The 12979-nt window shown below is 60.4% G+C and carries 14 protein-coding genes; 7 read left to right on the plus strand and 7 right to left on the minus strand.

The window, feature by feature from the left end; genetic code table 11:
* Positions 1 to 44 precede the first annotated feature (44 nt).
* Entirely contained in the window at positions 45 to 1349 is a 1305-nt protein-coding gene (locus M0D68_RS21175; RefSeq protein ID WP_266225281.1) for a mandelate racemase/muconate lactonizing enzyme family protein, read from the minus strand.
* Between the two features lie 29 nt (positions 1350 to 1378).
* Between M0D68_RS21175 and M0D68_RS21180 the strand changes: the two genes are divergently transcribed.
* The 6 genes from M0D68_RS21180 to M0D68_RS21205 all read left to right on the plus strand — a co-directional run bounded on the left by M0D68_RS21180 (position 1379) and on the right by M0D68_RS21205 (position 8564).
* Positions 1379 to 2110, plus strand: a complete 732-nt coding sequence (locus tag M0D68_RS21180) for a GntR family transcriptional regulator (RefSeq protein WP_266225283.1) — start codon at positions 1379 to 1381, stop codon at positions 2108 to 2110.
* 229 nt (positions 2111 to 2339) lie between these two features.
* A complete protein-coding gene (gene araD / locus M0D68_RS21185) occupies positions 2340 to 4061 on the plus strand; it encodes an L-arabinonate dehydratase (protein WP_266225284.1) in 1722 nt (573 codons plus the stop codon).
* A 16-nt stretch (positions 4062 to 4077) separates the two neighbouring features.
* Positions 4078 to 4887, plus strand: a complete 810-nt coding sequence (locus tag M0D68_RS21190) for an HpcH/HpaI aldolase/citrate lyase family protein (protein ID WP_266225285.1) — start codon at positions 4078 to 4080, stop codon at positions 4885 to 4887.
* On the plus strand, positions 4887 to 5660 hold the full coding sequence (locus M0D68_RS21195) for an SDR family NAD(P)-dependent oxidoreductase (protein WP_256457986.1): 774 nt from the start codon (positions 4887 to 4889) through the stop codon (positions 5658 to 5660). The genes M0D68_RS21190 and M0D68_RS21195 overlap by 1 nt, the downstream gene beginning before the upstream one ends.
* Positions 5661 to 5825: 165 nt before the next feature.
* Positions 5826 to 7187, plus strand: coding sequence for a sugar porter family MFS transporter (locus M0D68_RS21200; protein ID WP_256457987.1), 1362 nt, complete (start codon positions 5826 to 5828; stop codon positions 7185 to 7187).
* Positions 7188 to 7355: 168 nt separating this feature from the next.
* Positions 7356 to 8564 carry a porin gene (locus M0D68_RS21205; RefSeq protein ID WP_256458321.1) on the plus strand — a complete coding sequence of 403 codons (1209 nt, stop codon included), beginning with the start codon at positions 7356 to 7358 and terminating at the stop codon, positions 8562 to 8564.
* 41 nt (positions 8565 to 8605) lie between these two features.
* Here the strand turns inward: M0D68_RS21205 and M0D68_RS21210 are convergent, their stop codons facing one another.
* The 5 genes from M0D68_RS21210 to M0D68_RS21230 all read right to left on the minus strand — a co-directional run bounded on the left by M0D68_RS21210 (position 8606) and on the right by M0D68_RS21230 (position 12089).
* The gene (locus M0D68_RS21210; RefSeq protein ID WP_211701526.1) at positions 8606 to 9289 is read right to left on the minus strand and encodes a response regulator transcription factor; all 684 of its coding nucleotides are present in this window, start codon (positions 9287 to 9289) and stop codon (positions 8606 to 8608) included.
* A gap of 238 nt (positions 9290 to 9527) precedes the next feature.
* Positions 9528 to 9713, minus strand: a complete 186-nt coding sequence (locus M0D68_RS21215; protein WP_211701525.1) for a hypothetical protein — start codon at positions 9711 to 9713, stop codon at positions 9528 to 9530.
* Positions 9714 to 9965: 252 nt separating this feature from the next.
* Entirely contained in the window at positions 9966 to 10748 is a 783-nt protein-coding gene (locus M0D68_RS21220) for a TetR/AcrR family transcriptional regulator (RefSeq protein WP_256457989.1), read from the minus strand.
* 187 nt (positions 10749 to 10935) lie between these two features.
* Positions 10936 to 11439, minus strand: a complete 504-nt coding sequence (locus M0D68_RS21225; RefSeq protein WP_256457990.1) for a universal stress protein — start codon at positions 11437 to 11439, stop codon at positions 10936 to 10938.
* 134 nt (positions 11440 to 11573) lie between these two features.
* On the minus strand, positions 11574 to 12089 hold the full coding sequence (locus tag M0D68_RS21230; protein ID WP_266225290.1) for a glycine zipper family protein: 516 nt from the start codon (positions 12087 to 12089) through the stop codon (positions 11574 to 11576).
* A 286-nt stretch (positions 12090 to 12375) separates the two neighbouring features.
* On the opposite strand from M0D68_RS21230, the gene M0D68_RS21235 reads away from it, so the two are divergent.
* Positions 12376 to 12528 carry a hypothetical protein gene (locus M0D68_RS21235; protein ID WP_211701521.1) on the plus strand — a complete coding sequence of 51 codons (153 nt, stop codon included), beginning with the start codon at positions 12376 to 12378 and terminating at the stop codon, positions 12526 to 12528.
* An 8-nt stretch (positions 12529 to 12536) separates the two neighbouring features.
* Here the strand turns inward: M0D68_RS21235 and M0D68_RS21240 are convergent, their stop codons facing one another.
* On the minus strand, positions 12537 to 12974 hold the full coding sequence (locus M0D68_RS21240) for a hypothetical protein (protein ID WP_266225292.1): 438 nt from the start codon (positions 12972 to 12974) through the stop codon (positions 12537 to 12539).
* Positions 12975 to 12979: the final 5 nt, after the last annotated feature.

The raw sequence follows: 12979 nt of genomic DNA on the forward strand, positions 1-12979 counted from the left end.
AGAGGTGAGGAGAAAGTCGAGCAGTGTGGCCTGTGCCCGCAAGCTCATGGCCGTGCGGCTATCTGGCGAGCCAGCGCTTCAATGTCAGGGGTGACACCGATACCCGGCGCATGACCAAGACGAACCCGGCCGTTCACAGGTATCTCGATCGGCCCGCAAAGGAGCGAGCGCAGAGGGTTCGGGTTGGCGTCCACTTCGAGCATGCCGCGGCCGTTGCTGTTTCCCGCCGCGGCGAGCAGGTGCGCCGATGCGAGCAAACCGACGCCGGCTCCCAGATAGTGCGGACAGTAGGTGAGTCCCGCTTGCTGGACGGCTTGCGCAATCGCCAACGTGCCCGAAATGCCACCCCATTTGGCAGCATCGGGCTGGATCACGCCGAAGGCGCCGCTGACTATCGCCTCTACGAACTCGGCCTGGTCCGCCATGTTCTCGCCGGCGGCAATCGGCACCGAACTGCGCGCGCTCAACATCTGCCACTCAGCAATGGGGCGATCGCAACGCAACGGCTCTTCGAGCCAGTCGGGATCGTGCCGCTCGAGCACTTCAGTCATGGCGAGCGCGGTGTCGATATCCCACGCCTGGTTGGCGTCGACCATCAGGCGGCGCTGTGGCCCGATGATTTCGCGCAGCGCCGCCAGATTTGCTGCATCGCGTTCGCGCCCGAAGCCGACTTTCAGCTTGAAGGCCTCAAAACCTTGTTCGAGTCGATCGGCGACGAGCGTTGCCACACCCGTCGGATTGAGGCCGCTCGCATAAATGGCGATCTCATCGCCACTGCCGCCGAGCAACTGCCAAAGAGGAAGGTTGGCGCGCCGTGCCTGCAGGTCCCAAAGGGCAAGATCAATACCGGCGATCGCCTGGGCAATGGGGCCCGGCTCGCCCGATTGCAGCGCGAGGACAGCAGTGTCCTTCGTCAGCTGCTCGAAGATCGCGCCCGGATGAGTGACATGTTGGCCTTGCAGCAGCGGCGCGAACAAGGTTTCGATGAGGGCCGCACGATGCTCGGCGCCGCATGACGGGAAGTTGCACCACACCTCGCCCCAGCCCGTTGCGCCGTCACGGTCGACGACTTTAACGAACAGCGCGGGCCGCTCGTGCATGACGCCAAAGGAGGTTCTCACTGGGGTATCGATCGGGCAGCGCAGAACATAGGTCTCGATACGCGCGATGGTGGTGCGGGTCAGAGGGGGATGGTCGGGTTCAAGATCGGTCATGGCGTGTATCTCACAGTCCGTCGGCGGGTGCGCGGATCCCCATGCAGGGTAGTAAAGTAATAAAGTATGGTTTATAGTACTATACAGGTATTCCAAACTCAACAGCATGCGTGCGTGATGGTGCGAATCGCCCATCGCGTGCAACGCTTCTGTCCACCAGTCTCATGCGAACCATGCGTGCCTCGTCGTCCAGTCCCATTCCTCTTTACGTGCAGATCGCCGGTGATCTGCGGGATCGAATCACGCGCGGTGTCTGGCGCAACGGCGAAGCTGTGCCGACACTGGAGCAGATCGCCGACGAATTCGGGGTGGCGCGTGTGACCGCGCGCCAGGCGGTGCAGACGCTGACGACCGAGGGCCTCCTGATCCCAATGCGAGGCCGCGGTACGTTCGTGAACGCGCCGGCGGCAGTGCACAAACCGGTCCATGTCGTCACCAGCCTCGACGAACTCGCGGACACGTACCGCGCGACCACACCTGAGCTATTGACCATCGAAGAGAACACTCGGGTGCCTCCCATCACTGCCGCAGACGGCGAACTCGCCGCCGCCTACACGTACATGAAGCGCGTGCATTCGACCGGCAACGCGCCCTATTGCGTGATCGCGCTCTATCTCGACGAGCGGCTATTCGCGCGGGCACCCGAGCGCTTTCGCAACGAGACTGTGATTCCGATCTTGATGGAGTTCGATCCCCGGCCGATGGCGCGTGCGCGACAAACGCTGAAGATCGCGACCGCCGACGCCGCGACCGCCCATCTGCTGCGCATCCCTGTCGATGCGCCGGTCGCCCGCATCCAACGGATCATCAACGACACGCAAGGCGTCGTTATCTATTACGCGGAAGTGCTATATCGCGGCGACCTGATCCAGATAGACATGGACATGGACGTGTGAGCGTCTTGCGGCCGTTCCGACCGGGTTCATGCGCTTTCGCACTGATTGTTTCCGTCACGGCCTGAACTGTTTGCGCAGATACGTCACCTGACTAGGGCAAATCCTTAATGATCTTCGTTTGACTTGATGGGAGCGCTAACAGATACTGGAAAAAGTTAGCGCTAACTAGGTCTGTTTCTAAATTCCGCCAGGTTAGCTGCATCTTTTCTCAATCGAAGCCAGGTCAAAAGTGAAGAAGCGTCTCGAAGATCTCCGCAGCCAGCGTTGGTTAGCACCCGATAACACGCGCTCGTTTGCGCACCGGCAGCGGTTGCAGCAAATGGGCTTGCGGCGCGAGGAATTCATGTCGCGCCCGGTCATTGCGATCGTCAACACATGGAGCGATCTCTCGCCATGCCACGCGCATTTGCGTGAGCGTGCGGAAGCAGTGAAGCGCGGCATCCTGCAGGCGGGTGGCATGCCGTTCGAATTGCCGGCTATGTCGCTTGGCGAGGTGCTGGTCAAACCGACTACGATGCTCTACCGAAATTTCCTCGCGATGGAAGTGGAGGAGCTACTGCGTTCGCTGCCCATCGACGGTGCCGTGCTGCTGGGTGGCTGCGACAAGACGGTACCGGGTCTGCTGATGGGCGCGTTCAGCGCCAACCTGCCTTGCATCTTTGTGCCGGCAGGGCCGATGCTCAATGACCGCTACCGGGGTGAGAAGGTCGGCGCGGGAACCCATACGCGCAAGTTCTGGGATGAAAAGCAGGCCGGGCATCTGAGCGGCAAGGAGTGGATTGTGCTCGAATCGCACATGTCGCGAACGCCCGGAACCTGCAACACGATGGGTACAGCGAGCACGATGACACTGATTGCCGAGGCAATGGGTCTCACGCTGCCCAATGCCGCCAGCATTCCTGCGATGGACTCGGCGCATACACGGATGGCGTCCGAAAGTGGTGCCCGCATCGTCGAGATGGTGTGGGAGGACCTGAAGCCATCTTCATTCTTCAACGAAAAGTCGGTGCTCAACGGCGTTGCCGCCTATATGGCGATTGGCGGCTCGACGAACGCGGCGATCCATCTGATCGCCATCGCCGGCCGGGGCAATGTATCGCTCACGCTCGAGGATATCCAGCGGCTGGGGAAGGGGGTGCCGGTGCTGGCCAATGTGCTGCCGTCCGGTTCGAACCTGATGGAAGACTTCTACTATGCCGGTGGCCTTCCGGCACTGCTGCGACGCGTCCACGACCGTCTGTCACTCAATAGCATGACGGTGAACGGTCGCACGCTCGGTGACAACCTCGAAGGCGCGCAATGCGAGGACGACGAAGTCGTGCGGCCGCTTGCGCGGCCCGTCAGCGAAGCCGGTGCGCTTGCCGTGTTACGCGGCAATCTCGCGCCGGCGGGCGCCGTGATCAAGCCGAGTGGTGCGAGCGGGAAGTTCAGCAAGCACAGCGGCCGCGCGCTGGTATTCGATTCGATGGTCGACCTGAACGCGCGCATCAACGATCCCGAGCTCGATGTCGATGAGAACACGGTGCTCGTTTTGCGCAATGGCGGCCCGCTCGGCGGCCCGGGTATGCCTGAGTGGGGCAATCTGCCGATTCCGAAAAAGCTGTTGGAGAAGGGCGTACGCGACATGGTGCGCATCTCGGATGCGCGTATGAGCGGCACGCATTACGGCACCTGTGTGCTGCATGTGGCACCGGAGGCAGCCGCGGGGGGGCCGCTGGCATTGATCCGCACGGGCGATGTCATTGACCTGGACGTGGCGGCGGGGCGTCTTGACGTGCAACTGTCCGACGAGGAGTTGGAGCAGCGCCGCTCGCAATGGAAGCCGGATGTGAAAAAACCGCCGCGCGGTTACACGAAGCTCTTTCTCGAGCACGTCACACAGGCGAACGAAGGATGCGATTTCGACTTTCTGGCGGGCTGGCACGAGCCAGTAGAGCCACCGATCTACTGATAGCAGAGGTTTCCTGATGAGCAAGCACCAGCCTGACACAAACGCGTTTCGCACGTTGCTCGACCAGCCCGCTCCGCCGCTTGGCACGTGGCTGATGGCCGGAACACCGAGTAACGCGGAAGCGCTTGGGCATGGCGGATTTGACTGGCTGCTAATCGATATGGAGCACGGGCCAATCGACTTTCGCGACACCTGGCAGATGCTTCAGGCCGTCGATTGCACGCCTGCAACGCCGATTGTGCGCGTATCGACCAGTGACGATCCTGCCCTCGTGAAGCGGGCGCTCGATCTCGGCGCGCGAACACTGATGTTTCCGTACGTGCAAAGCGCCGAACAGGCACGTCGGATCGTGGCATCGGCAAAATATCCTCCGCTCGGGCAGCGCGGTTTCGCGGGCGTTCATCGCGCGAGCCGCTACGGTACATTCAGTGATTACGGCAAGCTCGCGAACGATCTGACTACGTGCATTGTGCAGCTGGAAACACCTGAGGCCATCGATCGTCTCGAAGAGATCGCTGCAGTCGAAGGCGTCGATGCGCTGTTCATCGGTCCGGGCGATCTGTCGGCGGCGCTAGGTTGTATGGGCAACCTGCAGGATGAGCGCGTACAGACGCTGATGCGCTCGGCGGCGCAACGCGCCCGCGCGGTTGGTATGCCGATTGGCACGCTCGGGCCTTCGCCCGAGATGGTCAAGAGTTTCGTCGAGATGGGTTATGACTACGTCGCCGTCGGCTCCGATCTCGTTTTCATGATGCAGCAGGCGAAAGCGATACTCGCCCGCATGAAGGGCTGTGCCGACCACGCACCGCTAAAGGTGGCCTACTGATGAGCGCAATCTATTCTTCGCTGGAGAACACCGTCGTGTTCGTGTCGGGCGGTGCATCGGGAATCGGCGCGACGCTGGTCGAGGCGTTCGTCGCACAACGCGCACGCGTTGCGTTTTGCGATCTTAACGAAGCCGACGGCCATGCGTTATGCGAGCGTTACCCGGCCGAGTCACGTCCGTGGTTCGCACGCTGTGACATTCGCGACGTCGACGCGTATCGGGCGACACTCGATGCGGCCGCAGCGGCGCTTGGACCAATTCGCGTGCTCGTCAACAACGCGGGGCGGGATGATCGGTGCCCATTGCAGGATCTGACGCCCGAACGCTGGGAAGACATGATCCGCACGAATCTCACGCATCACGTCTTCGCAGCGCAGCGTGTCGCGCCGGCGATGGCGCGCGAAGGCGGCGGCGCGATCATCAACATGGGCTCGATCTCGTGGCTGCGCGGCCGTCCCAACCTCATCGCCTATACCGCCGCGAAGGCGGCGATCAGCGGTATCTCCCGCACGCTGGCGCGTGAGCTGGGTGGCGACAACATTCGCGTGAATGCAGTGCTGCCGGGCCCCATCCTGACGGACCGGCAAAAGACGCTGTGGTTTGATTCCGGCGATGCGCATCAATTCATCGAACTGCAGTGCCTGAAATTTCCGGTCGAGGCGAAGCACATCGCCGATATGGTGCTATTCCTTGCGTCGGACCAGGCTGCGGCCGTTACTGGCCAGAATATGATTGTCGACGCGGGCCTGGCGCAAGTGTCGGTAGTCGGATGAAGGACCGCAGGCGAACGGGGCGCTTCGCGCGTGTTGCTTGCCTGCTTTTTTAGGAGGAAATCGCGGAGGTTAGGATTGGACACGACCTGCATCGCAAACTGACGCTGGAGTCCGGCATATGATCCGGGCCACGCAAATGAAACGAAAACATGGATGAGACAACAGATGGGAACTGACACGCTGACGTATTTTCCAACCAGGTCGCGCAGTCGCGCGCGAATCGCCTACCTTTTTGGCGCGCTTGGCGGCATTCTTTTCGGCTATGACAGTGGTGTCATTGCAGGGGCACTGCTCTTTATCCGCAAGGACATGGTACTGAGTGCGCAGTTGCAAGGGATGGTGGTGGGTGGGCTGTTGCTCGGAGCGATGGTGGGGGCCTTCGGCACGGGGCGTTTCGCAGAACGCTTCGGCCCACGCAAGATGCTGATCGCTGCGGGCAGTATGTTTATCGTAACGTCGATACTGTCCGCGCTTGCGCCGAATCCGCTGAGCCTGATCGTGGCTCGTGTGCTGATCGGCATCACGATCGGTGTGTCTACGGTGCAGGTGCCGCTTTACCTGGCTGAGATTTCGCCGAAGCATACTCGGGGCGGCCTGTCATCCCTAAACCAATTGGCGATTGCAACCGGCATTCTGATTTCATATGTCGTCTGCTACCTGCTGTCCGCGCACGGCCAATGGCGCTGGATGCTCGGTCTCGCGGCGGTGCCTTCAATCTTTCTGACGATCGGCATGATCTTCCAGCCGGATTCGCCGCGCTGGCTCGTGCGCCAGGGGCGCGTGCAGGAAGCGCGTCGCGTGCTCGAGATCACCAATACGCCCGAGGATGCAGCCGAGGCTCTGCGGGAAATCGAGGGGACCAACAAGGTGGGGTCGAAAGTGCGTCTCGTCGATGTGCTGAAATCCAGGGCCTTACGTCCTACCGTCATCGCTGTATTCGGTCTCGCGGTGCTGCAACAGGCACTGGGCATCAACACGATCGTGTACTACGCGCCGACCATTCTGCGCGCGGCGGGATTCGGCGAATCGACCGCATTGCTGAACAGCGTGGGCCTCGGTGTACTGTCGATCATCATGACGATCTTCGCCGCACGTGTGGTCGACCGCATCGGACGGCGTCCGCTTCTGATCGGCGGTTCTGTCGTGATGGGTTTGAGCATGGCGACGCTTGGCTGCGTGTTCCACTTCGGCGGACCGGCTACTGCAATGGGCAGCGTGGTGGCGGTAGGTGCGCTGGCGGTATTCAAGGCCGCGTTTTCTTTCAGCTGGGGACCACTGGTTTGGGTGATGATGCCGGAACTGCTTCCGATGCGCATTCGTGCTCGCACGATGTCGGCTGCGGCTTTTTCGATGTTCGTGATGAACTTCATTGTCGCGTCGACGTTCCCGGTTCTACTCGAGATGGGTGTTGAGTCCGCGTTTGGGACCTTTTCAGTCTGCTGCTTTGGCGCGACGCTGTTTGCGATCTATTGTCTGCGCGAAACGGCTGGGTTGAGTCTGGAAGAGATCGAGAAGGGCACGTGCTAATGAAAGGGCAATCAACCTTGCAGCAGAACGGCATTCGACCAGGCCAACAATTTTAACCTGATTTGTTAGCGCTAACGTAAAGGCGGGCGATTGCAGATCAAATTTGTGGAAAGCGGCTCGGTCGTCGACCCGACCGAGTCAACAAGTACTGAGGAGATCGTTGTGAAAATAAAGAACAGGCTGTTCGCTGGCTTGTCGGCAGTTTGCGTCACCGCAGTGCCGTGCATCGCTCATGCACAAACCAGTGTGACACTCTATGGTGTGATCGATAACGGCATTGCTTACTCAAACAGCCAGACGACACTGGGTTCCACGAGAAACGGCGCGCACAACGTACAACTCTCGCCTGGAATCTGGGAGGGCAGCAAGTTCGGCATGAAAGGGAGTGAGGATCTGGGCGGCGGCCTGTCCGCCATTTTTAATCTCATGTCGCGTTTCAATTCTGCAAATGGCAGCGCGCAGTTTCCGGGTGCTATGTTCGCCCAGCAGGCGTGGGTTGGCTTGCAGGACAAAGCATACGGTAGCTTGACGCTCGGTCGCCAATATATGTCGTACTACTGGATGACTTCGTCGTATTCGCCGACGACTTGGCTGACCGGGTTCTCCGGTGCACATCCTGGTGACCTCGATAACTTCGATACGGATTACAAGACGAACAACACGGCTTCGTATACAACGCCAATGATCCATGGATTGACGGCCAGCGCTTCCTACGCGCTTGGCGGTACGCCGGGAAGTCTGAATACCGGTTCAAGTTGGAGCGCCGGCGCGAAGTATCAGATGGGTCCATTCGGAATTGGGGCAGGCTTCGAACGCTTCAACAATGCTACCCCGGGAGGAGGAGCATGGAACGCAAACTCCACTGCCACAAATAACGGCCAGCAAGGCATCTCGTCTGTCACAAACGGATACCAGACTGCCGCAGCACAAAACCGGTTTGCGGTGACGGCGGGATACGCTTTCAGTCCTGATCTTGATCTTTCGGCGTCGTATTCAAACGTTCAATATAGCCCCGGAGCAGGTTCTTCTTTCAAATCGACTGCCGTATGGAATACGTTTGGCGCGGTGGTTCACGTCAGAGTGGCAGCGGTGTGGAACTTCGCCGCCGGCTACAGCTATACGCGTGCAAGCAAGGCCAATGGAATTACGGACGGTGCACAGTATCAGCAAGCCTCGCTATCGGAGTTCTATAGCCTCTCCAAGCGGACGGGGCTTTATATGGTGCAGGCCTATCAACGAGCTGGCGGACAGACGCTGGGGCCGAATGGAGCTTCCATCATTTCAGCGACTCCCTCCATCGGCGACGGATTTAACTCGACGCCATCGTCCTCACGCAGCATGGTCGCGGTTGCTGCAGGTGTGATTCACCGCTTCTGACGATTGCCCCGCTGTCGCGGGGCGTCATATACGCGGCAGTCTTACGGCGTCTGTCCCGCGGGGGCATCGGGAAGCATCACTGTCCACCCGAGCCCGCGCACATTGCGAATCACCGTCTGGCCGAACTTCTTGCGTACCGAATGAATCAGCACATCCACCGCGTTGCTTTCCACTTCCTTACCCCATCCGTATAAACGGTCTTCCAGTTGCTCGCGCGAGAGGATCGTTCCGGGCCGCTCGAGGAACGCCAGCATCAGTGCGAATTCGCGCGCGGACAGCACGGTTTTCGAACCCTTGCAGGTCAGCGTGCGTTTGCCGAGATCGAGGCATAGGGACTCGTCGCCCAGGCGCGAGGACGCGTAACCGGCTTTGCGGCGGATCACCGCGCGGATGCGCGCGAGCAGTTCGGGCACGTCGAAGGGCTTGATAAGGTAGTCGTCGGCGCCGACGTCGAGGCCCTGAACGCGCGAGTCGAGATCGTCTCGGGCAGTCAGTATTAACACCGGCACGGCGTTTCCCGATGCGCGCGCCGTCTTCAGGAGTTCGATGCCGTCCATGCCGGGCAAGCCCAGATCGAGCAATACGACGGTGTACTCCGTGCCGGTGAGGGCGGTGCGTCCGGCGAAGCCGTCTCTCACCCAGTCGACGCTGAAGTCGGCATCCTTGAGCGCGCGCAGCAGGCTTTGACCAATCTGCAGATCGTCTTCGATTAACAGAATTCTCATCTTTGTCCCCTCGGCAATTGTGATGCGGTGCCAGGCCACAGTGCGGGCGTTGCTCCTGCGATTCGGCTGTCGGCTGAGTGGCGCATCAGGCGGCCTTGTTCGGGGCGATCAGGAAACTGGCCGTGGTGATTAAGGGTTCGCCACGAGCGGGTCAGGTCAACCATCGCGGCGAAGCAGTGCGTCTTGGTTCAGCGGCAGGCGGCGGTACACAGTGCCGCTTGTTGCCGCACGGCGGGTCTCAGATGGCTGTCACCATCGCAACCATCAAGTAGGGAAACATTTCCTCATAAGTTGCCGGCTGGTCAGCGGCCTTCTTTTCATCGCCTGCGTCGAGTGTTGTCGATTGCGTCGCCATTTCACTGACGGAAACCTGGCCTGCGCCGTTGGCAGTTGAACGTGCGGGTTGGTTGAAGAATGAGAACATGATGGACTTCCTGTCGGTTAGGTGATGCGAATCGTCGATCCGCATCACCTATGTTCTCCGAAGGAAATGAGGTGAAAATTAGCGCAGGTCGATGCGCGATCCAACCTGATTCTGCGGTGTTTGCCTACCTGGAGCAGGCAAGTGGGTGCCGCCATGCGCGACACCCTGCAAGGCGGAGGGTTGCCAGGCAGTGGCGGCATTGAACACCGGCCGGTGTTGTGCCGCCGCCTAAAAACTCAAAATAGCGGTCTTTCAGGGCGAATCGCTCGTCTCTGCCTCGGGTTTCGGTCGCTTGCTGGCGGCTTGCCTGGCCTTAAGCTTGAGACTGGCGTCATGAATGAGTTGCATGTGCTCAATCGCGGCATCCACGAGTTCTTCGGTATTGCTGATACCTTCGGCGGACGCGGCCAACGCTTTGAGTCGACCGTCGATGAGCAGCGATGCAAGGCCGTGAACATACGCCCAGCCCGCAGTCATCGCAATAGCCTGCGCGGCATCCAACCGGCCGAACGTCGCGGATTTGCCCGGCGTAGGCTGGGGCTGCTCGTCGAAGGCACCCATCAACGCACGTGCGGATAGCTGTCTTGCGTCGACGAGCGACGCCCGCGTATTGTCGAGCATCTCGCTGCGAAACATCAGGCGAAGCAGATCGGGGTTATCTACCGCGAAGCTGACGTAGCCGCGTGCAATGGCCTTTCGACTGGCCGGCCCGGATGGGATGCCCTCCGCTTTGACTGCCATGGTCGCGGCCAGCCGCCGATGGCCGCTGGCGGCAAGTTCGCTGAGCACGCCTGCAGTGTCGCCGAAATGGTGCTGGGGCGCTGTATGCGAGACGCCCGCCTCACGGGCAATGGCGCGCAACGTTAAGCTGCCTATACCGTCGCGGCGTAAGACGGTTTCGGCCGCCTCCAGCAGCGCGTGCGGAAGCGACCCATGATGATAGGGCTTGTCTTGCACGGGCTCGGCGATATTTTTTCGGGTTTTTGTCTTTGGCGGCACAGGAGTCTTGCGGGCTGTAGACGGTCCGTTTTTCATGGCGGGATGGTGTAGGGGGGCGGTCAAGTTAACGAGTCTTATGTTTCCATGGGAAAGATTGTGGGTAAAAATTCCGCGTTGGTCAAGTGAAGAATGGTCGAAGCGAGCCGCGACCAGCGGTCAGCTCGCTGTTTGTTGGCCGTGAAGAGACGCTCAGCGGCCGGCCCTTGCGAAGACGCGGGGATTTTCACATGCGCACGGTAAACGCATCAGCCCAACGTGCACCGGCACGATGCGCCGATCTCGGGTTGCTCCTCGCGGCCGCGACCTGGATTGGGGTGCCGGAACAGCGTACGACCTCCGATGCCACGTCTTCACCTAACCAGCGCCACGGGGACGAACTCCGTTCGCCGAGAAGAATCAGGTCAGCACCCGTCTCATCGGCAACAATAGCGATCGCGCGACCGATTGTCATTCCGGACGCCGGCAGCGTAACCATGCGGACTTCCGCTGTGCAAGCCTGATTGTCCAGCACTTTCCTGACATGCGTGGTCACTTTGCGACCATGTTCCGTTATTGCCTCGACGATCAGGCCATAGTTACAGTCGGCGGCGGCCAGATAACAGGGCGTTGGGTCGACTACATGGAGTGCGACAATGTTTGCGTTGTACTTTCGCGCGGCTTCAATGGCAGACGTCAGGACGGTGTCGGCGGAACTTGCACTGATTGCGACGAGAATCTTCGTGAACATTCTGAGTACCTCGTAGACGGGTAACTAAGCCACGACAGCGGGCTTTCGCTGTTCGTGATCCCTAGCCGCATCATCACGCGGCAGGGCAAGAAGAAAATGAACTGGGGAAATCGAAAAGACCCGCAGCCGAAGCGTCACGGGTAGCCGTAAACGATGGCGCTTGGTGCGTACGCGGCCGGAACCGTCGTATAGACGGCCGGTTGAGAAATACTGTTGCCCTTTGAGGCCATGCATTGCGCGTAGGCTGCGTTGTATTGCGCCTGCAGGCCGGCCGAGGTGGCTTGCGCGCCGTTTGCACCGGCGGCGCCGCCAAACAGCAGACCCACGCCCGCACCGATCGCTGCGCCGACGCCCGCATCTCCCGCCGCGGCGCCGAGCAGCGCGCCAGCTGCCGCTCCACCCACGGTTCCGATCGCAGTGCTGCCGACGCCGTTCGGTATTTCACTGTGAGCCGGTGTGGCGCGATTGTCCGAGCGGAAGGCGTAGTCCCTGCATGCGTAGTCTTCCTGCTGGAACACGCCTATCGGTTTGCCACTTGGCGGCAATGCGACGACGGACGGGCCAGTCGGCGGAATGACCGCGCAGCCGGTGAGCGCAACGGTGATCAAGCCCAGGGGCAAGGCGATGCGTGTGATTCCTAAGAGCTTCATGATGTTCGTGTCCTCCAATTCGATGAGGCCATCATGAACACGCACAGTTAGCATTGAATTAGCCTGATGCTACGCAGGCCGGCCTGCGGCGGATGCTTTTGGCGTCGTCATAGGCTGGCCAGCCGCTGTTTTTCTCGCGTACCCCTTTGACGTCGAGCTGAGGATAATTGAAATCTAATTCAAGGACAGTACATTGAACTCTCGAACCATTCACAACCGTTGCGGAGAGTACATGATGCTAGACCTGTTTCAGCGAGCCAATTTGATCGATGCTACGAGCCGCGGAATGAGCGAGATCAATCGAACCATACAAAGGTTGAAGAAAGAGTGTCCGCAGGCCTTCCATACGAAAGAAACGTTGGCTTCACGGATGTTCTATCACAGACCGCCAGAGCACACGCCGTGCGGCGGCTTCGTCGATGGGCGGATGAACGATTGAGTACTGCTTTAGCGTTTCCCATCGAGCAGGTGGGGTGTCCATCCTATGAAGGGCTGTGCAGGTTGCCGGTCGCGAGCATCACCGCCGCCAAGACAACGATTCCGGCGAGAATGCCGGATAGCCGCATCAGCGCGGGTAACGGGGCGGCCGACCGATGATGATCCTGTCCACCCGCCGATGGGCAACGCGAGCATGCAGAGCATGGCTTGCCCCTGCATCAGCGGGAGTAGCGCTACACCGAGCATACCGGCCAGCAAGCAGCCGGCCACGCGCTGCACCATCTTTTCCATGACCTGCTGCCGGGTGCTGTCTGCGGCGAGCCCCGGCGGCACAATCAGCACCGCGATCGCCGTGACCATTGCTTGCGCGAAACCCGGCTGATGCATCACGTAAGTGAGGGATCCGAGGATGGGACTCGACAGTGCGGCCTGCAGGACCAGCAGCATGCGGG

Origin of the sequence: Paraburkholderia sp. SEWSISQ10-3 4 (assembly GCF_030464785.1) — a bacterium.
GTDB classification, from domain to species: Bacteria; Pseudomonadota; Gammaproteobacteria; order Burkholderiales; family Burkholderiaceae; genus Paraburkholderia; species Paraburkholderia aspalathi.

Coding starts and splice junctions, on each gene's coding strand:
- M0D68_RS21175 (WP_266225281.1), bottom strand. CDS start 1,349: ATGGGCGATTCGCACCATCACGCACGCATGCTGTTGAGTTTGGAATAC.
- M0D68_RS21180 (WP_266225283.1), top strand. CDS start 1,379: ATGCGAACCATGCGTGCCTCGTCGTCCAGTCCCATTCCTCTTTACGTG.
- M0D68_RS21190 (WP_266225285.1), top strand. CDS start 4,078: ATGAGCAAGCACCAGCCTGACACAAACGCGTTTCGCACGTTGCTCGAC.
- M0D68_RS21195 (WP_256457986.1), top strand. CDS start 4,887: ATGAGCGCAATCTATTCTTCGCTGGAGAACACCGTCGTGTTCGTGTCG.
- M0D68_RS21200 (WP_256457987.1), top strand. CDS start 5,826: ATGGGAACTGACACGCTGACGTATTTTCCAACCAGGTCGCGCAGTCGC.
- M0D68_RS21210 (WP_211701526.1), bottom strand. CDS start 9,289: ATGAGAATTCTGTTAATCGAAGACGATCTGCAGATTGGTCAAAGCCTG.
- M0D68_RS21215 (WP_211701525.1), bottom strand. CDS start 9,713: ATGTTCTCATTCTTCAACCAACCCGCACGTTCAACTGCCAACGGCGCA.
- M0D68_RS21220 (WP_256457989.1), bottom strand. CDS start 10,748: ATGAAAAACGGACCGTCTACAGCCCGCAAGACTCCTGTGCCGCCAAAG.
- M0D68_RS21225 (WP_256457990.1), bottom strand. CDS start 11,439: ATGTTCACGAAGATTCTCGTCGCAATCAGTGCAAGTTCCGCCGACACC.
- M0D68_RS21230 (WP_266225290.1), bottom strand. CDS start 12,089: ATGAAGCTCTTAGGAATCACACGCATCGCCTTGCCCCTGGGCTTGATC.
- M0D68_RS21235 (WP_211701521.1), top strand. CDS start 12,376: ATGAGCGAGATCAATCGAACCATACAAAGGTTGAAGAAAGAGTGTCCG.
- M0D68_RS21240 (WP_266225292.1), bottom strand. CDS start 12,974: ATGCTGCTGGTCCTGCAGGCCGCACTGTCGAGTCCCATCCTCGGATCC.